Origin of the sequence: Clostridium sp. AM25-23AC (assembly GCF_003435125.1) — a bacterium.
Taxonomy (GTDB): domain Bacteria; phylum Bacillota; class Clostridia; order Lachnospirales; family Lachnospiraceae; genus Pilosibacter; species Pilosibacter fragilis.
The window spans coordinates 74,508-98,518 of record NZ_QWGI01000004.1 but is presented as its reverse complement, the minus strand read 5'-3'; the positions used below and the strand labels follow the sequence as shown (position 1 = coordinate 98,518).

The window sequence follows — 24,011 nt, the reverse complement described above, 5'->3', positions numbered from 1 at the left end:
GTCGGGCAGTTCCTTTTTATGTGGGAAATTGCAACAAAGCTGCATGTGTCAGAATTTCCTGAAAATATGTATCTGGGTGTGCTGTTTGTGAAAATCAGAACATCCGTCCTGAACCTGTTTTTAGTGGATTCAGGACGGATGTGTTACTTGCAAAATATATATTTTTAGTTGAACTTAAAGATTGCAGTCCCGTACGCCGGCAGCGGATACGCAAAGGAGTATGGCTGGCCATCGCACTCGCTCTTCTTGGAGCGGGCGGAGAATGCATGCTCGCCGCGCTTGTAGAGCCCATGCTCGGAATCCAGGATCAGGGAGTAGGTTCCGGACTTCGGAACGCCTACCCGGTAATCGTCGCGTGCAACCGGTGTAAAGTTAATGACGAATAAGAGATTCTTCTTGCCCGTCTCATCACGGCGGATAAAACTGAAGATGCTGCGGTCACCATCGTTGGCGTTGATCCACTGGAAACCGTTCCAGTCGGAATCCAGCTGCCACAGTGCCGGATATTTCTGGTATACATGCAGCAGGTCGCTGTAATATTTCTGCAGGTCTTTGTGAAGCGGCTCGTCGGCGAGATACCAGTCGAGGGAAACCTTCTCATCCCACTCATGATACTGACCGAAATCCTGGCCCATAAACAGGAGCTTCTTTCCCGGATGCCCCATCATGAAGGTGTATCCTGCTTTCAGATTCGCAAACTTGTCGCCATTTAAGCCCGGCATCTTGTTGATCATGGAACACTTCAGGTGAACGACCTCGTCGTGGGACAGCGTCAGGATATAATTCTCACTGGTGGCGTAGGTGATGCCGAATGTCATCTTATTGTGGTTGAATTTTCTGAAATATGGATCCAGTTTCATGTACTCCAGAAAATCATGCATCCAGCCCATGTTCCACTTGAAGGTGAAGCCGAGACCTCCCTCTTCCGGCGGTTTTGTGACACCCGGCCATGCGGTGGACTCCTCAGCGATCATCATGGCACCGGTGAGATGTCCGGTGAGGACACTGTTCAAATGGCGGAAGAACTCGATGGCTTCGAGGTTCTTGTTCTCGCCGTACTTATTCGGAACCCAGTTTCCATCGCTGCGGCCGTAATCCAGGTACAGCATGGACGCGACGGCATCTACGCGGAGACCGTCAACATGGAAGTTCTCTACCCAGTAGAGGGCGTTAGCGATCAAGAAGTTTTTGACCTCATTTTTGCTGTAATCGAAGACCTTTGTGCCCCAGTCCGGGTGCTCGCCCTTTCGCGGATCTGCGTATTCATAGAGCGGCTGACCGTCGAAGTCGGCAAGTCCGTGGGCATCCTTCGGGAAGTGGGCCGGAACCCAGTCAAGGATGATACCGATCCCTTTTTTGTGGAGGTAGTTCACAAAGTACATGAACTCTTTTGGAGTGCCGTAACGGGAAGTCGGCGCGTAGTAGCCGGTAACCTGATAGCCCCAGGAACCGTCGTATGGATGTTCCGCAATTCCCATGAGTTCTACGTGGGTGTAGCCCATCTTCTTTACATAATCAGCCAGCTCGTGGGCAGCTTCCATATATGTATAGTAACCTTCCTTCTGTGGACGGTCTTTCTTGCGCCAGGAACCGAGATGGACCTCGTAGATTGCCATCGGGGATTTCACAGGATCAGCTTTTTTTCTTGTCTCCATCCAGGCTGCGTCATCCCATTTGAAGCCGTTAATGTCTTCTGTGATAGAAGCGGTTCCCGGACGGAATTCCGCATGGACCGCATACGGGTCAGCCTTGAACAGGATCATTCCCTCCTGTGTGGTGATCGCGAATTTATAGAGTTCTCCGAGACCGACGCCGGGAATAAACGCCTCGTAGATTCCGGAGTCAGCTAACGGGGACATCGGTGCGGCGTCCGGATCCCAGCCGTTGAAATCGCCCACAACACCGACGGCCTTTGCGTGGGGAGCCCAGACGGCAAAATACATTCCGGCTTTCCCCTTATAAGTCTTTGGATGTGCACCAAGTTTTTCGAAGATTTTATAATGGGTCCCCTGTCCGAAGAGATACCGGTCCAGTTCGGTGATGAAACCGAGACCGATCTCCTTTGTTTTGGCAGGAGCTGTGGTTTTCTTTGTTCTTGTCATCACTTAAACCTCCTGAAGTTTAAAGATCGCGCCGCCGTTTGCCGGGAGCGTGACGGAAAGTCTGCCGTTTTCGAGGGAGAATGGGATCTCTCCGGGCAGCAGGGATACAACATCTGAGGCTGCGCATGGCAGCGGGATCGAGATGGATGCCGGCTGTTCATCATTATTGACAGCGGAGATCACGGTTCCATGTTCCCCGGACCGGCTGAAAGCATACTGGCGGTTCGTGAGGAGAAGTTCCTTGTAGGAGCCGTTGTGAAACGCGTCATTTTCTGTGTGGATTTTTCCGAGTGCCGCGATGTGGGACGCGAGCTCCGGAGCTTTTCCAAGCATGTCAGACAGGTTGAGTGCCGGGCGAAGGACCTCATCGGATGTTCTGGAACGCTTTCCTTCAATTCCCCACTCGCTTCCATAATAGACAGAAGGAATTCCGGGGAGAGTGAAGAGAAGCTGGTACACCGGAAACAGGTTTGCCAGGTTGTTTAATTTACTTGCGATCCGGTCCTCGTCGTGGTTGTCCACAAAGGTGTAAAGCGATCTTCCCACCGCCTCCAGACGTCGCACATTGTGGGCAATCTCAAAGTAGTTGTGGTCATTGTGACCGGAGTAGAGCGCCTTGTGAAGCTCATAGTTTGTCACGGAATGCAACATTTCCGGGTTCACCCAGCGGTTATATTCGCCGTGGATCACCTCGCCCATGAGCCAGAAATCAGGTTTCATGGCGGAGGTCTTTTCCCGGAGCTCTTTCATGAACCCGAAATCCAGGACGTTCGCGCAGTCCAGGCGGATCCCGTCGATATTGAAGTTGTCGACCCAGAACTGGATCGAGTCAAACAGATACTGGCGGACCTCCGGGTTCCAGAGATTTAAGCAGGGGAGCTCGAAATGTCCCTGCCAGGCCTCGTAGCCGAATGGGTTACCCAAAGGGCTTCCCCAGCCGAAGTTTACGCCGCGGTACCAGTCCTTATACGGGGAAGCTTCCCGCTTTTCGCGGATATCCTGGAAAGCGAAAAACTCACGTCCGGTATGGTTGAAGACGCCGTCCACCACAACGCGGATTCCGTTTTCATGGCAGAGGCGCACAAAACGGGCAAAATCTTCGTTGGAACCAAGTCTGCGGTCCACGAGACGGAAATCTTTTGTATCGTAGCCGTGGGTGCAGGACTCAAAGAGCGGTCCGATGTAGATCGCGGAGCCATTTAAGTCGCTGATATGCGGGATCCAGGACTCAAGCTCCGTGAGCCGGTGGGCGGTCTCTGTGAGCGTGTTTGTTTTTTCTGCCCCCAAAAGTCCAAGGGGATAAATATGGTAAAAGACAGCCTGTTCGTACCAGGTATGCATGGTTATCAGACCTCCTGAAGCTCCCGTTTTTTCAGGCGGCGGAGAAGAAACTGATACCGGAGCTGCGCGGCGTTCAGCTCATAGATATAGCAGTCGACTAAGGTCGGGTCAACGACCTGTTCGAACTGGTTCTGGGCGGATAAGATCGCCGTTTTGCTGAGCTCGATCTGGCGCTTCAGTTCATTTGTTTCCCGGCGGTAAGCCTGTTTGGAAGCATTTTTTTTCGAAAAAAACATAAATATCATACCCCAATTCCTTTACGGATAGTGCCAACAGCAGTCTGTTTCAGGCGGCCGAAGGCTGTTTTGCCGAATTTTGTTCACAGATAGGCTTTGCCGGATCGCGGCGCGTCTGTCTGTGGAGAAAACCAGAAGTTTCTGTAATTGGTAGTATGAGGATCATTCACCCGGAATATTCAGGATTCCGGATATTTTTCAAGCTCTTCTTTCAGACGACCGAGCTTGTCGATGGCGCTTTTGTTTGTGAGATAATAATAATTGCACACGCCTTTTCTTAAAACATCGATCAGGCCGGTATCTTTTAAAATCTTTAAATGGTGAGAAACAGCTGGACGGGAGAGACTTGTCCGGTCCGTGATCTCGTTGACATTTAAGCCGGGGATCCGTCCTTCACCAGTGGTCTGTGTCTCAAAGAGACACTGCAGGATCGTCAGTCTTGTTCGGTCACCGAGCGCAATAAATAAAGGAATGCACTCTTCAAAGATATCGCCCAGAAGATTTTCTGAGATCATGAATTCTCTCCTTTCCGGAATGTTTTGGTTTAAAAATTTAAACTTAATTGCATTTTACCATTTTTCCTGAATTGCGTCAATGAATTGTTCAACATTTCTGGAAAATGATGGGTGACATAATATTTTTTGGTAAAATTTGACGAAAAATGGCACCTTGATTTTACGAAACTGAAATTGACTTTCGGCCAAAATTCAGAGATAATAGGGGCACATTCAGAAATGAGTTCTTCATTTCTAGATAGCAGATGTATGACCGGCAGCTTCGCCGGATGCCCGGATTCAGGGCATGAAATCCGTTTAACGTATTGATTTTTGAATTGCAGTAACTGGGAAAAGGCTCTTTTTTGATCCTTTCGGGAGAATTCTGTTCTCCGGGGAAGGTGATTGGAAAAGATGGCTGTGCGGGAGGTGATCTTATCGTGGTATTGTTTGCAGTTTTGCTGTCCGCAGCGGTGACAGACTGAAAGAAAGGAAAGATCTTTCACATTCAGATCATAGCAGGGATCGCGGCTGGAATAGTCCTTGCTTTTGTAGAAAGCAACAAGTCGTCGGGGGCGCAGCCTTTGGTGACTCTGGCGTTTATCGAGGTTGGATCATTTATCCTGCGGTTTGTGGGGACATGCGCGGTCTTTTACCCGTTTTTCCTGTGCCGGACCATCGGCGCGGGGGATATCAAGCTTATGGGAGTAGTCACTGGATTTCTGGGAGTCTGGGATGGCGTGCTTGTAATTGGTCTTGGAATGGTCTTTGCTGCTGTAGCGGCGTCTTACCGGATGATCAAACAGGGAACTTTCTGGTATCGCATGGAGCGGGCCGCCAGATTTGCGGTGGAGACAGGAATTAAAGGGCGGCTCACGGAATATCCGGGGTATTTTGAGAAAGAAGGTCTTTTACGGCTGGGGTCGTATCTGTTTGCGGGATACTGTCTGTTTATGCTGATCCAGTAAAGAGACGGGAACGCATATCTTACAGGACTGCGTAGCGGTCTGATCAAATGTATGCCGGAGTCTGATTCCGGCGGGGGAAAGGAAATGAGAAGACATGAAAAAGATGATGGCGGTTTATGACGCGGATACCAGGTATGCGGAACGGTTGTCTGATTATGTAAACCGAAAGGAAAAGGGAGTTTTTATTGCCCAGGTGTTTACTTCAAAGGAAAAGCTGGCAGAGTACGCAAAAAAGCATGAGATCGATGTCCTGCTCTCGGGGGAACGGACGGATTCCGGGGATATTTCCGGAATCCCGTCGGCCCAGAAGATCTATATGTCTGAGGAGACAGAGAAGCAGATGGATTCTGGAAAAGAGATCTATAAGTTCCAATCCGGGGACGATATTATCCGGGAGGTGATGGCTGTCTACAGTGAGATTCCGGGAATCCGGCCCAATACTGCCGGAGCTACTGACCAGTCCAGGCGGATCATCGGTGTCTACTCGCCCATCGGAAGATGCGGGAAGACATGTCTGGCGTTAGCAATCGGACAGATCCTTGCTAAGGAGGAGAAGGTCCTGTTTGTGACACTGGATACCTTTACAGGATTTACAGGACTCTTAAATGAGCGGTGGAAACGGGATCTTTCAGACCTCATCTACTACTATAAACAGGACCGTTTTCATGTGGTCCGGCTGAATTCCATCGTCTATTATCTGGGGGACATGGCGTGGATCCCGCCGATCCGCATTCCACAGGACTATACGCAGCTGTCGGTGCAGGAGATGGCGGATCTTTTGGAACGGATCCTGCAGGAAGGAAATTATACGACGCTGGTTCTCGATGTGGGGGATTACGGGCGGGATGCGCTGCCGTTACTGGAAAAATGCCAGGTGATCTACACGCCGATCCGGGAGGACCCGTTTTCTGCAGAAAAAATGCGGGAGTTTGAGGAATACCTGGAGGCAGTGGGAAACGGCGCGGTCATGGAAAAGATCCAGAAGATCCATGTGCCGATGGTGACCGGCGGGAGAAGAATGGAGCATTTTCCCCAGGAACTTCTGTGGGGGGATATGGGTGATTTTGTGAGGAGTCTGCTGAAAGGACAGAGGAACTTATGGGACAGCTGAAACAGATGCTGCGGGCGCAGATCCTGGCAGAGATGACATATGACCGGCAGATGTCGGACGAGGAGATCGCGGAGCTTATCGATCGGAGGATGGATGTCTGTATGGAGGAACAGCCGGAGGAATTCCCGCAGACACTTGGGGAGCGCCTAAAGCTTCACCGGGAACTCTTTGATTCGTTCAGACGTCTGGATATCCTGCAGGAGCTGGTGGACGATCCGAGGGTGACGGAGATCATGGTGAACGGGCCGGACCAGGTATTCGTAGAGACAGGGGGAAAGATCGGGCGGTGGGAAAAGTCTTTCGAATCCAGGGAGCAGTTGGAAGATCTGATCCAGCAGATCGTCAGCAGTGTGAACCGTATCGTCAACACGTCGATGCCGCTGGCGGACGCCAGGCTTTCAGACGGATCCCGAGTTCATGTGGTGTTGGAGCCGATAGCGTTAAACGGTCCGATTTTGACGATCCGGAAATTTCCGGAGCCAATGACGATGGAACGCCTTTTGGATTATGGAAGTATTTCCCCGGAAGCCGCGGACCTCTTAAAAACACTTGTAGCTGCGCGGTACAACATTTTCGTCAGCGGCGGAACCGGAGCGGGAAAAACGACCTTTTTGAATGCACTCTCAGAGTTTATCCCGCCCGGTGAGCGCGTGATCACGATCGAGGACGCAGCGGAGCTGCAGTTAAACCACATCGAAAACCTGGTGCGGATGGAGACGAGGGAAGCCAATGCGGAAGGTGCCGGGGCTATTGGGATCGGGGAGCTGATCCGGGCGGCCCTTCGTATGCGGCCGGACAGGTTGATTATCGGTGAAGTACGTGGAAAAGAGGCGCTGGACCTTTTACAGAGCCTCAACACAGGACATGACGGCGGCTTTTCCAGCGGACATGCCAACAGTGTGAAGGATATGCTGTCCAGGCTTGAGACTATGGTGCTGATGGCAGCTGATCTGCCGCTGGCGGCGATCCGGAGCCAGATCGCGTCGGCGGTGGACATTATGGTCCATGTGTCAAGAATGCGGGACAAGACGAGAAAAGTAACGGCGATCGAGGAGGTGGACAGATTTGAAAACGGCGAGATCATCCTCAATCCCCTGTTTACCTTCCGTGAAGCGGAAAAAGCAGGAGACGGTTTCGGAAATACAGGGAAAGTGGAAGGAAGTCTTGAGCAGATCGGAACGCTTAAGCACCGGGAAAAACTCAGACTTGCAGGGTATCGAGTATGAGACGTATACGCTGAGCCGAAGGGAGTGGGTGCTTTACGGGGCAGAAGGAATTCTTTTGGCAGCGGCGCTGGACTATGTGTTTTACCGGAGTTTTCTTTTGATTTTGCTTATTTTTCCGGCGGGGATCCTGTTTCCGCTGGCCTTAAAGAAAAAGCTGAAGCAGAGGCGGATGGAAAAACTGCGGGGAGAGTTTAAGGACGCGATCCTCGCAGTGGCATCAGGGCTGAATGCGGGGTATTCGGTGGAGAATGCGTTTGCGGTGAGCTTAAAGGAGATGGAGGAGATTCACGGGAGCGATTCCATGATCGCGAAGGAGATCCGGCTGATCCTGCGAAAGGTCCGGATGAATCTGACATTTGAGGATGCTTTGGGGGACTTTGCGGCGAGAAGCGGCCTGGACGATGTGAAAAATTTTGCGGACGTGTTTCTTGCGGCGAGAAAAAGCGGCGGAGAACTGATGCGGATCATCACCAGGACCGCAGAGATCATCGGGGAAAAGATCCGGATCCAGGAGGAGATCCTGACGGCAACGGCATCAAAACGCATGGAGCAAAGGATCATGAGTGGGATTCCCGTCTTGATCGTAATCTACATTGAGCTGACGTCACCGGGGTTCTTTGGGATTCTGTATACAACGCTGATCGGACGGATGCTGATGACGGTCTGCCTTGCAGTCTATCTCGCTTCATGCTGGCTGGCTGATTATTTCCTGGAGATCGAAGTATGAGAGAAAAAACGCGAAGAGGCAGGTTGAACGAGTACGGAAACGAGTATGGAAAGTATGCGGCATGTGTGCTCTCTGGTTTTGTGCTTTACGGGTTATCGGAGGCGGTAGGAGAAATAGGGGATCCTGTCCGTGACGGGGTTCTCGCCCGAAATGAGTATGGCGGCGGGGATCGGCAGTATGAGCTTCTGGTGGAAGGTCTGGAAAACGGGGAGGAACAGGTGAAAGTCACGGTTCCTGAGAGGAAAATGTCAGACGCGGAGGTTCAGAAAGAACTTCCGGGGATCATGGAGTACCTGAAGGGGGAGATATTAGGGGGAAATTCGTCTCTTTCGAAGGTACAGAGTGACCTGAACCTTACCAGGACCCTCGTAAAGTATGGACTTTCTGTTGAATGGGAGTCCGGGGACCCCGAGACCGTGAGCGATATGGGACTGATCGGATCTGAGATGCCTGAGAGCGGGAAAACGGTGACTCTGCGGGCAGGACTTATGAACGGATCTTCGGTTACCTGGGTGGAGATTCCTGTGACGGTGTTTCCAGAGACCGAGACGTTGAGAGAAACATTTTCCGCGTTTTTGGGGAAGCTTGCGGAGAAAGATCTGGAGACAGGACAGGTGGTGCTTCCAGAAACTTTTGACGGGAGAACTCTCCATTATCGGTCGGCAGATGGATGCGGAAACGGCGGACTGATCTTTCTGGGGATCGCTGCGGCGCTATGTCTATTCCTGAAGGAAAAGAGTGACGCAAAGGAAGCGAAAAAGCAGTGGGAAGACCGGATGATCCTGGACTATCCGGAGCTGCTGTCGGACTTTGTGGTCCTGACCGGGGCCGGTTATCCGGTCCGCCAGGCATGGAAAAAGCAGGTCGTGGATGCAGAGAGCAAAAATACAGTGCTTATCCATCCGGTATATCGGGAGATGAGGACTGCCTTGAACCAGATGGAGACAGGGACACCTGAGATCCGGGCATACGGGGAGTTTGGACGGCGGATCGGTCTGGGATGCTATATAAAATTTGCGTCCCTGCTCGGAAACAGTGTGAGTACGGGAGGAAAAGATCTGAGGCGGCTTCTCGAGGAGGAGATGGAGACGGCATTCCGTCAGAGAAAAGAACTTGCGCTCCGAAAAGGCGAGGAGGCGTCCACAAAGCTTCTGATCCCGATGTTTCTCATGCTGGGAGTTGTGATGGTCATGGTGGTGGCACCGGCATTTTTGTCACTGTAGAGACTGAAAAAAGGATCCTTTCTGTTTTAGCCGCACGGCGGAAAATGCCTGCGGCAGGAATGAGAAGATCCAGAAGGGATATGGGAGGTGTATGTATGCAGTTGAAGAGATTTCTTATGGAAGAAGATGGCGTTGGAGTTATTGAGGTGGTTCTGATCCTCGTAGGAATATTAACCCCTTATCATTGAGTGGGTATAAGGTGTATAGAGTTAAAATATGTAGATAAACAGAACTGAATATACAGCGAGAGGTGAAAGTGTGTATGAGGTCAAAGGGAAAAACAGCAGATGGGATTGTAGTGCTCAGATATTATAATGTACTGTTTTACTTATTTTTTAGAGCTGAAGTAGATGATTTTAAGAGACAATGCTTAGTAAACAGAATCGATGCGGGGGAATCCATACGGATGAAGCAAATACAGGATTGGTGCGACTGTCACCAGATTCCATTTACAACTAGATTTATATATAGAAAGGATTTCCCAGTAAAAGCAAACCTGTGGAATCTATATTCATATTGTAGATTTAGGGCTGAACTGTTAATGTTACATTTGACAGGGTCTTAAATTAGTAATACTTTTTAATATGAAAAACATCTGAAAATAATTTGTTGAAAAATGTATTCAAAGCAGTAAAAGAATATTATAATGTGATTTAGAAATATTTTTGGAGGGCGGTATGGATACATTGAGATGGTTACATTTATCAGATGTACATTTTTCTGATGGTGAAAGTTATGAAATTAAGAGAATGAGAGACAGCATCATTGATAAAATGAAAGAAGTGTTCGAAAAAAATAAAGTGGATTTTGTTGTGCTTTCGGGAGATTTGGCGTATCAAGGTGGTGGATACGATGCAAATTTGAAAAAATTTATTGAATCTTTAGTAGATGTTTCTGGTGTAAGTATTGATGAATTGTTTATAGTGCCAGGAAATCATGATTTAAAAAGAACCCAGATGAGAAGTGTTTTGTTAAATGGGATGAGAACAGAGCAGTTTAAATTCGAAAAAGAAACAATAGAACAGTTACAAAAAGATTTCAAAAAATATATGACGTTTTATAATAAAGTAAAGGGTGAAAACAGTAACTACATATATCGTCTCGTAAAAAAGGAAAAGTATAATATCTTTTTAATGAATACTGCATTTACAGCAGGAACAGATGAAGATGATGGAAAACTAATTTTGGAAATAGATTCATTTTATAATGAAATAAAGCAGCTTAAAGATCAAGAGAATTGTATTAACATAGCGATTGGCCATCATCCTATTTCGTGTTTTATGAATGGTATTCAGAAAAAGATATGGAATAATTTTAATGATTTTAATATTGATTTTTATTTGTGTGGTCATTTGCACAAGGGAGCATATGATTATGACTTAAGTGGAGGTAGGACAATTCCAACATATCAGTGTGGAAGCGGTAGAGTAGATAATTATGCAACAGTTACATTTATAATAGGCGAATTAGATATGGATACTAAAAAAGGAAAGTTAATATCCTATAAATGGCTCAAAGATGAAGAATGCTGGGCGATTGGAGGAATAGATGGTCGGAGAGCGGTTCCTGGTGAAATGGAAATTAATCTTGATAGGTTTAAACAGGATTCAAATGTATATGTAGAGGATGAAGATTTAGATGAAGATGAGTTTCGAAGATTTATGATGAAATTTCATGAGAAATTGAAGCATAGCGGAATGGAAGATATTAATATAGACCCGAAAGATGTATTTGAAAAATTTTCAAATATGAAATGTAATAAAAGTGTTGAGAAACAATATCCCATCTTTGACAGTTGTTTAGTCAAATAAGTGCCGCAACCCTTGTAAATACAAGGACTGTGGCACTTTGAGCTACATACACGAAATATAGTAATATTTTATCTTCGTTTACTTTTTTTCTGAATTCCTTTCATGTTTCGTTTTGTTATGAATTGATAGTCAGTTCGGAATTTACAGGCTTCATGGAGGTCATCGGTTATTTCATGACGTTCATATACCGGCATGAATCCTTGCTCTTCGACATCAGCAAACTTTATATCTTTCAAAGTGTGAAGTAATTGGCTGGTCGTATAAGTTCCTTTTAAAGAACGATTTAATAATCTAAAATGGAGCAATGCAAGAAAACAAGTAAGAAAATGTGCTTTAATGCGATCCTTACGGGTTAAATAAACCGGTCTGGCTTCAAAATCAGTTTTCATAGTTCTAAAACAATCTTCAATCTGCCATCTTCCTTCACTTACTTTTAAAATATCTGCAACATCATCATCAAGCAGGTCTGTACAGATGGCATAAAGTCCATCATACATTTCTTCTTCTGCAATCTTCTCCAGATCAAGATAATAATGGATTGTGGCTTTTTCCCCCTCATTTGTGACAGCAACCTTATTTACAAATCGAGCAGGATCATTTGGATTTTTGCGTTGCTTTTTTAAAGTTCCATTTGCAACCATTTTTTCTGCTCTACTGATTTGCTCTGCACGGATAGCTTTTTGGTAAGCAGCATATTTAGGGGAGTAGGTTATGATCAATCGTTGATGTAACTTTTTGGTTGTAAAAGGCTCATCTTTATAGAAAAGCTGTTCTTTATCGTTTTCTGTTAAATTTGTAATATCGACAACTTTATCATCTGATAATCGTTTAAAATCTGTTTTGTTCAAAGCCCATGCCCGATCTTCAGCAGGCAGCTTTTTGATTGACTGAGTGACAATAAATGCCCGTTGTCCCATATGATTGAGTACACGGTTATCTTCGGAAGCAAGCCCGGCATCACTGCAATAAATAAATTTCTCACAACCGAATTGTTGAAGAATCTTAGTTTCTAAAGGCTTCAAAGATTTCTGCTCATTTTGATTTCCCGGAAAAAGAGAAAATGCTAGAGGGATTCCGTCGCCATCTGTGAAAAGTCCCATTTGGATAATCGGGTTGGGACGATGCTCCTTGCTTTTCCCATATTTCTTGTCTCCATCTTCCTGTTCAATTTCAAAGTAGTAGTTTGTACAGTCATAATAAAGGATCCGATCATTTCTGTTTCCGAGGAAAAAACTGTTTTTATAAACTTCCGATTGAATAAAATCCATTTCTGATGCAAGAACGGAAAGAGCGCGATATACATCATGAAGTTCATATGTTGGTGGTTCAAGGAATTGTTTTGCAGCACGAAAGGAAGAACTTTTACTGGAAGGTTCCAACACTCTTGTATAGATCAAATCTGACAAAATCGCATTGAGATCATACTCGAATTTATGCCTGCTTTTGATTTTTCGACAGATAGAATCCATTTTCAGTCCATAATAAATGGATTGAAGAAAAAGATAACCGCCAGAAAAAAGTTTCTGTTTATGATAGTCCATGAACCGATTTGAATGGAATGGAATCATAACAGTTGCATCTTCTTTTTCACTTTTATATTTCAGAGTTTCAAGACGGGCTTGTTCATTTGCCCATGCGAGAACCCCTTCGCGATCCGTATGAAGTTGTTTTGATAAATCAGCCAAAGTACCTAATTTACGGATTGTTTTTGAAGTACTTTTTCCCTGAGCACTTGTATAGGATTGTGTAATATAAAATGACTCAGAATTTTTCGATTTTGATGTTGTTACACGCATAATGATCACCTCTGTCATTATTATAACATATATCACCATATATTACTATATAATAAAAACAAAAATTTGACAAAAAAATAAGCCTGTTTCAAGGCTTTGCAGTATCCTTTTTAATTTTGATGTGTCAAACTCCCGCGGAATGGAAGATATTAATATAGACCCGAAAGATGTATTTGAAAAATTTTCAAATATGAAATGTAATAAAAGTGTTGAGAAACAATATCATTCCTTATGCAGATATTTTCCTGTAATTGATGAGATTATGGAAAGTACACTTTTGACACAAATAGAACGTGAAAGTATTCCTAATATAGTCATTTCTGAATATAACAAAGTGTGGAAAAAGGCTATAGATGGAAATGAAATAATAGAACTAATTGTAGAAAATATATTTCAGATCTATAAAGATGAATTAAATTATTCTAATACAAAATTAAAGACATATTTTAAAATATTAGTATACTGGTCAATTTATGAATGTGATATTTTTAATGATTCAATTCAGGAGGAATAATGGACTATTTTAAAATTAATAAATATTCATCAATAGAAGAAAATATTTTGTATATTTCTAAGAATATTATTGAGCTGCTAAAGGGTAGCGAAAAAGAGTTTGGTAAGATAGTAGAGTTATATGAAAAAAAGTTCTTTACAGAAATGAGTGTAAATATTGAAACAAGTATTTACTTAGCGATACTTTTTCTTTTTGGGATAGGTAAAATTGACATTGAAAATAAAAAAATCAAATTGGTGGTGGAATGATATGATTTTGAAAGAACTTTATGTTATTTCATTAAAAGAAAAAGAGATTATTAGAAAATACGTATTTAATACGTCCGGATTGAATGTAATATTAGGTGTCGCAAAAAAAGATTCTAATGGTGTAGGAAAAACGGCAATGGTTGATGCTATTCGAATGCTGTTAGGAGCGAAAATGCCAGAGGATTTTCAACACAAAGAAGAACTGGCCCAAAGAGATATTTTATTAGTGCTAAAAATTGAAGTTAATGGTAAGGTACTATATTTGGCAAGGCAAATAATCGATGACGAGAATGGGTACATTTCCGAAAATGTAGCATTGGATTTAAAGGGATGGAATATGTATGATCTGGAAAGTTATCGTATAAAAGTACAAGATTATGTTTTTGGCAATTTAAATTACGAAGAGGCTCCCTCACTTCAGACAATACGAGAATATCTGATTCGAGATGAAAAGCAAGGGTTTAGTGATATTACCTTAAGTAAACGTAAGGCTATTAAGAACAGTCAATGTTTAGATTTTTTATCACTATTACCAATCTATTATGAGACGGAAATAAATAAGCTGAAAAATGAACAGGCTTCATTACAAACAGAAATTAAAATTATAAAAACATTAGCCAAAGACATTACTAAGTTAAAAAGTGACAAAATTAAATTAGAATCAGAAATAAATAGAATGAAAAATATGTTAGATTCTGTCAATGTAAGTGATAAGATTGATTATGATGAAGAAAAATATATTTTAGCAAAAAAAGAATTAAAAAAAGTAGAATCACAAATTTTTAAGAAAGAATACAGTAAAAAACAGTTCGAGCAAAATGTTGAGGGTTTGGAACAGCGACACCAAAAAATGTGTGAATTAGTAAATTTGCAGATATATTATGAGCAGATATTGAAATATTTTCCGGAAGAGTTGAAGAAAAACTATGAAGAGATGGAAATGTTTTTTTCTTATATGCTTGAAAATAGAGGGGATTATTTTAAAAATCGGATAGAAAAGCTTGAAGGAGAACTTGAAAAATTACAAAATGAAAAAAAAGGTTTGCAAAAAATAATTTCGGAGAGCACCAAAATATTTCAGAACACACAGCTAGTGGATGATATACATAATATTAATGAACAATTAAATGTAGAATACCAAAAACTAGCAGATATTAAAATGAAAATTGATAAGTATAATGAGATCAATAAATTGACAAAAGAATTAAATGCAAAAGGAAAGGAGATATTAGAAAAAACATTTGAATATGAGAAGGATTATAATCAGTACGAAGATAATATAATAAATATTGAAACCCATTTTAAAACATTGACTGAAACGGCTTATGATGAATCTGGTGATTTAACTTATAATTATGAGAATGATGTTAAAAAAAGCTCTGCTACGGGTAGAGTGAAAATTACATGTCAGATTGCAGATGAAAACTCACATGGACGTTTGTATATGAAAATTAATATGTTCGATTTAGCTCTTTTCTTGAATAGAATAGATTTAAATGCGGGATGTCAATTTCTTATACATGATGGTTCTTATTGTAAACCAAATCCAGACGCTAAAGCAAAAGTAATAAAATATGTAGATGAGTATTTAAAAAGAAAGGGTACAGGTCAATATTTTATTACAATAAACAAATCAGAACTAGATGAAAAGGATTTAGAATTTTTGAAGAGCCAAGGAACGGTTGTTGCTGAATTCGACAGGGAGTATAAAGATACACATAGATTCTTTGGTTTTAAATATTAAATATTATATCAAGGAAGTCAGTGCTTACAATTATGTAATCACTGACTTTAAAGTTTTTGTAGAGATTTTGGAGGAGCTTATATACTTGAAAGTAGAATAAAGTGGACAGTTAACATATGGCTGATGGGGAAGGAGGGGTATTTTTAAGAGAATGCCATAGATTTGTGATTTTGTAGCTGAAATTATAGTAGGAACTTAAAAGGCAATCATGCTTTATTTAGCAAAGTGTGATTGTCTTTTTGGTGTTTAAAAACAGGTGAAAATAAAGGAGGAATACAATGATTCGATTTATGAGTGATACAACTTATGCTGGAGTGGAGCAGGAAATGCAGCACATACCGGGATTTCGTCCAAGAAGAAGCGGAATGGTTATCAGTCACCTTTCTGGTTGTCTAGAAAATCAGCGCAGCCTGTGTGAAAGCCATGTGACCGATTGTGTCCCGTTTTATGAGCTTCTGGAGGTGTTGGCAGAGGAAGTGGCTGTCAGCACCTTTGTAAACCGCGTGTGTCGTCTGACAGGGAGAAGAAATCCGTGCTTTTTTCAAAACGGTCATAGAGAACGGTTTCTGGCTATGGGAGAGAAGTGCAGCAGAGCCATTGAAGAAGCAGCGACCTGTTCTGCGGTTTATCTTCTTTCCGCAGATCGATTTTTGTGGAGCAGAGCATTAGAGGTGATTGACCAGGAGGGAATTCATTTTGCCAGAATCCATATCCATGGTGTTGATTTGGATGGCTATGTCTTGTTTCATATGGCAAGGGACCTATATCAGGGAAGCAGGCATATCCGTTTATCAGAACTTATAGATCCAGATCTGGTCAGCGACCGGGCATTTGAATGGATTATGACGGCCTGTGTGATTCGTAGGCATGGAAGCAGATTTTTACGAGAGGAGGAAAGAAGGATTGACAGGAGCAGAATTGGACAGCAGCAGTGAAAAAACAACAGAGCGTTCTGTGCTTCGGCTTTTTAGCCCTTTGACAGCTATCATATATGCAAAGGATGACTGGATAGAGTTGGAGGAATGCAGTGAGGAGGTATTTCCAGCTGAGTTGTGCAGCTATGAGACGGAAATTCTGGAACAGATTGCAAAGGAGTGCCTTCCGGAAGAAGGAGACAGAGGACTGGCGGTTTATTTGGATATTCCAGAATTAGAAGAAAAGATTTATAGCATGAAGCCTACTGTGGAAGTCTGGCAGGGGGAATTGTGGGGAGTGCTGGAAGTAGAAAGCTATAACCAGCTTTCTGAAAGAGAGATTGAAGCAGTGAAGGAGTACTGGGAAGGGCAGGAAAGCGATGGATGGGGAGAGGGGTTTGAACAGAGGGAAATCAAAATTTCAGAGGGAGAACTGTATGTCAGTTTTTGGAACAGTGGAGATGAATTCTTTCTGGTTACAGAAGAAGGTTTGAAAGGAGAAGAGCAGGAACCTGACATTCAGAAAGGAGGGATTGTTTTTGGAGCATTATGATAGAGAATTTTATATCTTTCGATAGTTTAATACCATGGAAGGAGAGCTGTATTTTTTGAATAGTATGCAAGGAAGGTACTCGTCTGACGGCTTATGAGATGGAAAACGATATGAATAAGGTGTAGAGGAGAATAGAAAATGACTTATGAAGAGTTTTTGAGATTAACGAAAGAGAATTTAAAACGATTTTTTCCGGACTCTTTTCAGGAGAGAAAAGTGGAAATCAAGGAGGTGTTAAAGAATAACAATATCAAATTACAGGGAGTATATCTGTCAGGTAGTCCAAGCTACACCTCCATCCCGCTTTTATATCTGGAATCCTATTATCAGGAGCTTGAGAACGGAAAGAAGCTTGAAGATGTGTGGCGGACCATCGCTCGGGATTATCAGAAGTGTCAGGAAACGGCAATAACCATAGATGGCATTTCCAGTAAAGAATGGGATTATGAAACCATAAAGAAGGGGCTGACCGTCTATGTCCGAAATGCACAGGAAAATGTTGATTTTCTTGCAGATTGTCCTCATGAAATATGTGAGGATCTGGCACTGGTTTATGGATTTCATGTTTTGGTGGACGGAGAAAAGGACGGAAGTGCCATTATCAATTATGACAGGCTGAAGTGGCTGGGAGTCAGCGAGGAGCAATTAAAGCAGGATGCCTGGGAAAACATGAAGCAGAGCAATCCTCCTTGTTTTTTGGATTTACAGGATATGTTGGCAAAAATGTGTTTTGACGAATCGGGAGATGTAAAGGCCGGTAGTTTGGAACATTTAGAGGATGTGGATCCCAATGCAATGATGTATGTTTTGACGAATTCAAATCAGGTCAATGGGGCGGTTTATATGTGTGATGAAGAAGTAATGTCTCTTATTGCAGAAAAGCTGGGATCAGATTTAATCGTGATTCCGTCATCGATTCATGAAACGATTATTCTAAAAGAAACAGAGAATATGAGCGTAAGAGAACTGAATGCGATGGTAGAGGCAGTAAATGCGGAAGCCGTGGATCCACAGGAAAGGCTGGGGAATTTTGTTTACCGATTTGATAGGGAGGCCCAAAGACTGGAAAAAGCAGTAGAACAGGCAGAGGAGCTGGATTTTGAACCTGGGATGTCACCGGTATTTGCGTAGGACTCAGTTATATGTTTCATGAGTATTGTGGATGTTAGGAGGGATGCAGAATCAACAGTTTTATTTCATGGGTTGGCGGAAAGAAAGCACTCCGCAGCCTGATTTACACAATGTTTCCGGCAAACTTTGATCGTTACATTGAAGTGTTTGGCGGAGGTGGTTGGGTACTGTTTGGAAAACCACCAGATGACCGGTGTATGGAGGTTTATAATGACTATAACTCAAATCTGGCAAACCTGTTTTATTGTGTTAAGAACCGCACGGGGGCATTCCTTAAGGAACTCGGATTTCTTCCGTTAAACAGTAGGGATGAATTTACAGTAATCCGTAAATTTATTGAAAAGCAGGAACCGGATACCCGATTTTTAATTGAGGAGTTGGAACTTGCAGAGAAGTATTTGCTGCCGCCGGATTATGAGGAAGTGAAAAAAATCCTGCTGGAAAATGCAGAGGTAACTGATGTAAAACGGGCGGCTGCATTTTTTAAATTGATCCGGTACAGCTATGGAAGTGGTTGTACATCCTATAGTTGCCGTCCGTTTGATGTGCGGAACTGCTTTGACACCATTTGGCAGGCATCTCGCAGGCTGGCAGATACCGTAATAGAAAATAAAGACTTTGAGGCACTGATTCGGCAGTATGACCGGGATAGTGCCTTTTTTTATTGCGATCCGCCCTATTATGAGACGGAAGGTCATTATGCAGTGGTATTCCGAAAAGAGGATCACAAACGGCTCCGAGACACTCTGACAGGGAGCAGGGGGAAGTGGATGGTCAGCTACAATGACTGCGATTTCATCCGGGAACTGTATGCAGGATATTTTATTACAGCCGTTACGCGCATCAATAACCTGGCTCAGAGGTATGAGGAAGGTTGTGAGTTTCCAGAGGTCATTATTACCAATTATGATCCTGGTGAGAGGGAGCGGTTAAAACCAAGACAGCTGGATCTATTTGGAATGTGGGGAGATGGAGAAACGGATCATTACGAAATCCGGGAAGAAATCTGTCCGGAAAGAGAGGTGCTATGAGAACAGAAAACAAGAGAAAAACAATGGTGCAAAAAAAGGAAAACGGTGTCCTTTCTGTGCCTAGTGAACTGTTACTGACGGCTGGGATTCCGCTTGATTGTGATTTGATGATAGAAACAGTCCCCGGAGTGATTCTGATTGGTATTGAGGCTCCGGTACAGACGGTTTGCAAACCCTATCTGAAGGTGTTCGATGAGCTGGGGATTGAACCCAATGAAGTGGAGGCATTGATGGGAAAGGAGAAAAGGACCAGATGAGTAAACCGATGTATCGTTTAGTGGATGGAAAGGGACGTGTCTTGATTCCAAAATCTATGAGGGAAGCGGCAAAGCTGGAGTATGGGGATATTGTTTGTCTGGGAATGGCGGGTGGAAAAATTACAGTCCGGAAGGTAGAGGTTATCGAGGTGGGAGATCAGTCTCCGGAGGCAGTGGAGGCATATGTCCGTACTGCATTTCAGTTTATGCCAGATAGTCTCCGACTGGATCTGATCGGAGAACTGAGTAGACTGCTGCAGAAAAAGGAGGGGTAAGATCATGCAGGAATTCACAGAAAAGGATTGTATGCAGACAGAAAAGGAGATATCTATCCAGAACCGGGTGGTGGTTCTTCCCTCAAAGGTATTACCAGAGCATTACACGGGGCAGCTTTTTTTCTGTACGAATATCCAGAAAACAGAAAATCCCAGACATTCCATTGCCCATTTGGTTTCTTTATCTACTGGGGAGGCATGGCACTGCTGGAACAGGGATGTGGTTGGTGTGCTGCTACCAGAACTGTTGGGGGAAAAGGAACGGCTCCAGCTCTCCCAGATCCGTCCATTTGGGGCGCTGGATTTACATGGACATTCCCCAGAATATTCTGGATACAGTTTTCTGCCGGATGGACGCTATGCGTCAGGGGTATGGCTGGCAAATCCAGAGGAAGTATGGAGCTATGTAATGATGCAGAAGGACTACCAGTATCGGATTTTGATCTGCGACAGGGATGATTTTGCCGTACTGGAAATGTTAGAGGGAAGGATGATCTTTCCTGATGTGCAGAGTCTGGAACAGTTTCAACAGGCACAGAAGGACGGGGGGATGGAGATGATTTAGAAATGAGGGAAGGGAAATGAAGCAGATTCAGATTGAAAATGGAGTGATCCGGTATTATGGGAACCGGGTAGGTCGTGTGACGGAAGGATGTGCAGTAGTGGATCCCATGTTTCAGAATGAAGCATTAGAAAGCTTCCTGCGTAAGCAGAGGAATATCCAAAAAATTCAGTGGCAGGACGGGATCTACGACCGGTTGGCAAATAGTCAGGAAGATATGGAATCGGCAAAGGGGTTAAAAGATGTACGCATCTGGCAACTGAGAGGAGATGTGGATGTGCATATGAAGTTCCTTGCACTTTCCCAGATGGAGCAGCAATATGGCTCCCCCAAGCCGGATTTTTATATCAAAGTCTATGAAGGGGCATCTGACACCAATGACCTGGAAGAACTCTATGATAAATTCCGGTATCATCCGCCGTCCGGTTATACAGGTCATGGGCTATCCATTAGTGATGTGCTGGAACTCTATGATGAAACAGGGAGTTCCTTTTTTTATGTGGATCGCTATGACTTTAAGAGAATTGATTTTACAGAGTCGCAACCGGCGGAGGAATTCATACACACCATGCAGTTTTAGCAGGCAGTTTTGGCTGCCTGTTTGACTGAAATAGATCCAGAAAGGAACGGTTTATGAGCAGAAAAAAACAAAGGAGGAAGAATCAGTATGCCAGATTTAGACGTTCGGATTACATCTATGTATCCACCAGGAGTACAGGGCGGGATCAGAGCCTATGCATCCGCCACAATCGCCGGGTGTTTTGCCGTCCGGGGAATCAAAATCGTCGAGGGAGGTAAGGATGGGCTTTTTATGTCTATGCCCAGTCGGAAAACACAGGATGGATACAAGGATATCTGTTTTCCTGTGACGGAGGAATTCCGCAACGAGCTGAAACAAGCGGTATTGGGAGCGTATGGAGAGGCACTGTCCATGGCACAGGCATCTACCTTACAGACAGCACCCCCTCAAAATCCAGGGCAGAACATGGTCTGATTTAAGGGGTACAGAGAACAAAAACAGAAAATCAATGGAGGAGATCAAATGAAGAATATTAAAAGACAGCTGGTAAATTATCGAAATGCAATGGTTATGCATATGTGGAACGTAAAAAACAAGCTTCAGGATACATCTGGTGAGGGATATGTGGACACAGCCATTAAGATCCTGATCGCAGTTGTGCTGGGAGCACTGCTTCTGGCAGGTCTTTATGCACTGTTTAATGATACCGTACTTCCTACACTGGTACGCAGGGTGCAGGAAATGTTTGATTATAGCGGTTGATATGGAGATCAGGATATCGCTGCTTCAGGCAGTACAGGCAGTGTTTTTTTTCTCGCTGCTTATTGCGGTTTCTGCCTGGGATCTTCGGTACCGGATTATTCCGGACCGATTCCAGGCAGGGATTGCCCTGCTTTCCTTTCTGAACTTTGCACCCAGACAGCTGTTTGGAGCTTTAGGGGCAGTGCCATACCTCATAGTTGCATTATTTTGCAAGAGGGAAGGTGGAATTGGCGGCGGTGATATCAAGCTGGCAGGAGCAACCGGCTTGGTACTGGGACTTCCTGCAAGCCTGACTGCTTCCTGTTTAGGACTGACAGGATTTGTGATGTATGGTTGTATGGTCTGCCTGTGGAATCGGTTCAAGGGAAAACGAGATAAAGAAGCATTTCCTGTGGGACCGTTTCTGGCAGGAGGAGCGGCAGCCGTTTATTGTATGAGATTAGGAGGATGGATGATATGAAGAAGAAATTATGGATCATGGTTTGTGTTGCAGTGCCGCTTACAATGATTGCGGCCATCATATACCACAACAGAAAATAGGTAGACAGCAGTCAGTGGAACACTGGTTAAAAAGGAACCAAAATAAGGAAAAGAGTTGGAGGAGATGAAATGCGATTTTTGAAAAACAGGACTGTACTTGGTGTGCTTTGCATCGTGCTGTCTTTAATCATCTGCTTTGCAGTTACACCATTGTTTAATAAGGCTATGAGTGAAAAGACGGAAATTGTACGTGTAGTAAAACCAATTTCAGTGGGAGAAGAAATTACTTCTGACATGGTAAAGACCATAGAGGTTGGCAGTTATAACCTGCCAGATGATGTAGTAAAACATTCGGATACTGTGGTTGGGGCATTTGCATCTGCAGATTTGGCGCCAGGAGATTACATCCTGACATCCAAGATTGCAGAAGAGCCGGCGGCAGAAAATGCCTATCTCTATCATCTGACAGGAGAAAAGCAGGCAATCTCTGTTACGGTTAAGGCATTTGCCAATGGATTGTCCGGAAAGCTAAAGAGCGGCGATATTGTGTCAGTTATAGCTCCAGATTATAGAAAGCAGGGAAAAACGGTAATTCCTGCGGAGCTTCAGTATGTGGAGGTCATTGCTGTGACTGCAAACAGCGGATATGATGCAAATACGGGAGAAGAACTGGAAGATGGAGCGGATCGTGAGCTGCCTGGAACCGTTACCTTGCTGGTAACGCCAGAGCAGTCAATGGTTCTGGCAGAGCTGGAGGCAGATGGAAAACTGCATTTGTCTCTGGTGTATCGTGGGGATGAAAAGAGTGCAGGGCAGTTTTTGGAAGCGCAAAACCAGATATTAACGGAACTGTATCCTCCAGAAGATATGGAAGGAGAAGCGGAAGAAAACGAGGCGCCGGATCATTCTGATAAGGAGCCAGAGGAAACCAAAGCAGAGGAGCAGGAGGAGTCCGAACAGGGCGAAACAGAGGAAAGCGAGGTGGAGTAAGCCTTGAATTTTCTGAAAAACAGTATTTTCAGCAGGGGAGCCGGGGACAGCTCTCCTGACTGGGAACCGGAAAATGAGAATCAAATGCTGGCAGTCTGGGGAAGTCCTGGATCTGGTAAAACCACGACAGCAGTGAAGCTGGCGGTGCGCCTTGCCATGCAGAAGAAGGATGTGGCTCTCCTTCTGTGTGATATGAATACACCGATGCTTCCCTGTATCTGTCCTCCTGGAGACCTGGAAGAGGAGCATTCTCTGGGGAGTGTTCTGGCAGCAACCCATGTGTCGGAATCGTTGGTACGCCATAACTGTATTACTCATAAAAAAATACGCCATCTAACAATCCTTGGAATGAGGAAGGGGGAAAATGAATACACATATCCACCTTACGAGCGGACACAGGCAGAGGAATTACTGCAGTGTTTAAGAAAGATCGCTCCCTATATCATCGTTGATTGTGGAAGCTGTATTGCCAATGACATTCTTTCGGCCATTGCCTTGATGGAGGCGGATGCAGTGCTGCGGCTGGTAAACTGTGATCTGAAATCCATCAGTTATCTTTCCAGTCAGCTTCCGCTTCTTAAGGACAGTCAGTGGGATGCAGAAAAGCAGTATAAAGTGGTGAGCAATGTATATCCCAATGAGGCCAGCGAACACATTGAACGGGTGCTCGGCAATGTGGCATTCCAGATCCCTCATTCCGAGGAAGTAAAGGCACAGGTTCTGGAAGGGAACCTTCTGAAAGAACTGGTACTAAAGGACAGTAAGGGGTTTAGAAAAAACATGGAAGCAATCACAAAGGAGGTGTTCGGATGTTAGGGGAAAGACGCAGCAAAGCCGCGTTTTCTGCGGGTTTTCCCGAAGCTGTTCGGGAAGAAACACGACAGGATTCTGGACATCTTCCGGAGGAGATCATGGAAACGGAGGCTTCTTTGGATGGCTTGGATGGAGGGGAGGGGACAGAAGAAAACTTTCAAAATGATAGCCTGTCGGAACAG

Annotated in this window: 27 protein-coding genes; 22 read left to right on the top strand and 5 right to left on the bottom strand. The window is 44.3% G+C overall.

The genetic code is table 11. From position 1 onward, the window contains the following. Positions 1-164 precede the first annotated feature (164 nt). The 4 genes from glgB to DW677_RS03895 all read right to left on the bottom strand — a co-directional run bounded on the left by glgB (position 165) and on the right by DW677_RS03895 (position 4,194). Positions 165-2,102 (bottom strand): 1,4-alpha-glucan branching protein GlgB, encoded by a 1,938-nt coding sequence (gene glgB, locus DW677_RS03910; RefSeq protein ID WP_015552880.1) that lies wholly within the window; start codon positions 2,100-2,102, stop codon positions 165-167. Between the two features lie 3 nt (positions 2,103-2,105). Further along, complete coding sequence (locus tag DW677_RS03905; RefSeq protein WP_117566515.1) at positions 2,106-3,443, bottom strand: alpha-amylase family glycosyl hydrolase; 1,338 nt, start codon at positions 3,441-3,443, stop codon at positions 2,106-2,108. A gap of 5 nt (positions 3,444-3,448) precedes the next feature. Beyond that, positions 3,449-3,679, bottom strand: coding sequence for a YaaL family protein (locus tag DW677_RS03900; protein ID WP_117471201.1), 231 nt, complete (start codon positions 3,677-3,679; stop codon positions 3,449-3,451). A 179-nt stretch (positions 3,680-3,858) separates the two neighbouring features. Then, positions 3,859-4,194, bottom strand: coding sequence for a metalloregulator ArsR/SmtB family transcription factor (locus tag DW677_RS03895; RefSeq protein WP_015552883.1), 336 nt, complete (start codon positions 4,192-4,194; stop codon positions 3,859-3,861). Between the two features lie 563 nt (positions 4,195-4,757). Between DW677_RS03895 and DW677_RS03890 the strand changes: the two genes are divergently transcribed. The 6 genes from DW677_RS03890 (at position 4,758) to DW677_RS03860 (ending at position 11,239) form a co-directional block, all read left to right on the top strand. Next, positions 4,758-5,141 carry a hypothetical protein gene (locus DW677_RS03890; RefSeq protein ID WP_117566514.1) on the top strand — a complete coding sequence of 128 codons (384 nt, stop codon included), beginning with the start codon at positions 4,758-4,760 and terminating at the stop codon, positions 5,139-5,141. A 94-nt stretch (positions 5,142-5,235) separates the two neighbouring features. Continuing rightward, positions 5,236-6,252 (top strand): ParA family protein, encoded by a 1,017-nt coding sequence (locus DW677_RS03885; RefSeq protein WP_117471196.1) that lies wholly within the window; start codon positions 5,236-5,238, stop codon positions 6,250-6,252. Between the two features lie 50 nt (positions 6,253-6,302). After that, positions 6,303-7,478: a CpaF family protein gene (locus DW677_RS03880; RefSeq protein WP_117471202.1), complete on the top strand. Its 1,176-nt coding sequence runs from the start codon at positions 6,303-6,305 to the stop codon at positions 7,476-7,478. Next, positions 7,459-8,205: a type II secretion system F family protein gene (locus DW677_RS03875; RefSeq protein ID WP_242990544.1), complete on the top strand. Its 747-nt coding sequence runs from the start codon at positions 7,459-7,461 to the stop codon at positions 8,203-8,205. The genes DW677_RS03880 and DW677_RS03875 overlap by 20 nt, the downstream gene beginning before the upstream one ends. Then, positions 8,202-9,428: an immunoglobulin-like domain-containing protein gene (locus DW677_RS03870; protein ID WP_117551949.1), complete on the top strand. Its 1,227-nt coding sequence runs from the start codon at positions 8,202-8,204 to the stop codon at positions 9,426-9,428. Before DW677_RS03875 ends, DW677_RS03870 begins: the two co-directional genes overlap by 4 nt. A 677-nt stretch (positions 9,429-10,105) precedes the next feature. Next, entirely contained in the window at positions 10,106-11,239 is a 1,134-nt protein-coding gene (locus DW677_RS03860) for a metallophosphoesterase (RefSeq protein WP_117566513.1), read from the top strand. Positions 11,240-11,307: 68 nt separating this feature from the next. Here DW677_RS03860 and DW677_RS03855 read toward each other — a convergent pair whose 3' ends face one another. Next, complete coding sequence (locus DW677_RS03855) at positions 11,308-13,035, bottom strand: IS1634 family transposase (protein WP_117566512.1); 1,728 nt, start codon at positions 13,033-13,035, stop codon at positions 11,308-11,310. A gap of 139 nt (positions 13,036-13,174) precedes the next feature. Between DW677_RS03855 and DW677_RS03850 the strand changes: the two genes are divergently transcribed. The 16 genes from DW677_RS03850 to DW677_RS03775 all read left to right on the top strand — a co-directional run bounded on the left by DW677_RS03850 (position 13,175) and on the right by DW677_RS03775 (position 23,832). Next, a complete protein-coding gene (locus DW677_RS03850) occupies positions 13,175-13,549 on the top strand; it encodes a hypothetical protein (RefSeq protein ID WP_117566511.1) in 375 nt (124 codons plus the stop codon). Further along, positions 13,549-13,797 (top strand): hypothetical protein, encoded by a 249-nt coding sequence (locus tag DW677_RS03845; protein ID WP_117472014.1) that lies wholly within the window; start codon positions 13,549-13,551, stop codon positions 13,795-13,797. The genes DW677_RS03850 and DW677_RS03845 overlap by 1 nt, the downstream gene beginning before the upstream one ends. 1 nt (position 13,798) lies before the next feature. Beyond that, positions 13,799-15,541 (top strand): DUF2326 domain-containing protein, encoded by a 1,743-nt coding sequence (locus DW677_RS03840; protein ID WP_117472011.1) that lies wholly within the window; start codon positions 13,799-13,801, stop codon positions 15,539-15,541. Positions 15,542-15,819: 278 nt separating this feature from the next. Continuing rightward, positions 15,820-16,476: a hypothetical protein gene (locus DW677_RS03835; protein WP_117472009.1), complete on the top strand. Its 657-nt coding sequence runs from the start codon at positions 15,820-15,822 to the stop codon at positions 16,474-16,476. Further along, entirely contained in the window at positions 16,445-17,008 is a 564-nt protein-coding gene (locus DW677_RS03830; protein WP_117472007.1) for a hypothetical protein, read from the top strand. Before DW677_RS03835 ends, DW677_RS03830 begins: the two co-directional genes overlap by 32 nt. A gap of 138 nt (positions 17,009-17,146) precedes the next feature. Continuing rightward, a complete protein-coding gene (locus DW677_RS03825) occupies positions 17,147-18,139 on the top strand; it encodes a DUF5688 family protein (RefSeq protein WP_117472005.1) in 993 nt (330 codons plus the stop codon). A gap of 50 nt (positions 18,140-18,189) precedes the next feature. Next, positions 18,190-19,170 carry a DNA adenine methylase gene (locus tag DW677_RS03820; RefSeq protein WP_081034906.1) on the top strand — a complete coding sequence of 327 codons (981 nt, stop codon included), beginning with the start codon at positions 18,190-18,192 and terminating at the stop codon, positions 19,168-19,170. Continuing rightward, positions 19,167-19,427: a hypothetical protein gene (locus DW677_RS03815; RefSeq protein WP_008400407.1), complete on the top strand. Its 261-nt coding sequence runs from the start codon at positions 19,167-19,169 to the stop codon at positions 19,425-19,427. Before DW677_RS03820 ends, DW677_RS03815 begins: the two co-directional genes overlap by 4 nt. Further along, positions 19,424-19,702, top strand: coding sequence for a hypothetical protein (locus DW677_RS03810; RefSeq protein WP_002593826.1), 279 nt, complete (start codon positions 19,424-19,426; stop codon positions 19,700-19,702). Before DW677_RS03815 ends, DW677_RS03810 begins: the two co-directional genes overlap by 4 nt. Positions 19,703-19,706: 4 nt before the next feature. After that, on the top strand, positions 19,707-20,267 hold the full coding sequence (locus DW677_RS03805; protein WP_055650597.1) for a hypothetical protein: 561 nt from the start codon (positions 19,707-19,709) through the stop codon (positions 20,265-20,267). A 16-nt stretch (positions 20,268-20,283) separates the two neighbouring features. Beyond that, positions 20,284-20,844, top strand: coding sequence for a YodL domain-containing protein (locus DW677_RS03800; RefSeq protein ID WP_002593824.1), 561 nt, complete (start codon positions 20,284-20,286; stop codon positions 20,842-20,844). Positions 20,845-20,931: 87 nt separating this feature from the next. Beyond that, positions 20,932-21,258 (top strand): SpoVG family protein, encoded by a 327-nt coding sequence (locus tag DW677_RS03795; RefSeq protein ID WP_002593823.1) that lies wholly within the window; start codon positions 20,932-20,934, stop codon positions 21,256-21,258. A gap of 90 nt (positions 21,259-21,348) precedes the next feature. Further along, positions 21,349-21,546 (top strand): DUF6133 family protein, encoded by a 198-nt coding sequence (locus DW677_RS03790; protein WP_333491461.1) that lies wholly within the window; start codon positions 21,349-21,351, stop codon positions 21,544-21,546. Then, the gene (locus tag DW677_RS03785; protein ID WP_242866159.1) at positions 21,530-22,006 is read left to right on the top strand and encodes an A24 family peptidase; all 477 of its coding nucleotides are present in this window, start codon (positions 21,530-21,532) and stop codon (positions 22,004-22,006) included. The genes DW677_RS03790 and DW677_RS03785 overlap by 17 nt, the downstream gene beginning before the upstream one ends. 149 nt (positions 22,007-22,155) lie before the next feature. Continuing rightward, positions 22,156-23,016: a Flp pilus assembly protein CpaB gene (gene cpaB / locus DW677_RS03780; protein WP_117472002.1), complete on the top strand. Its 861-nt coding sequence runs from the start codon at positions 22,156-22,158 to the stop codon at positions 23,014-23,016. Positions 23,017-23,019: 3 nt separating this feature from the next. Further along, on the top strand, positions 23,020-23,832 hold the full coding sequence (locus DW677_RS03775) for an AAA family ATPase (RefSeq protein WP_117566510.1): 813 nt from the start codon (positions 23,020-23,022) through the stop codon (positions 23,830-23,832). The last annotated feature ends 179 nt before the right edge of the window (positions 23,833-24,011 follow it).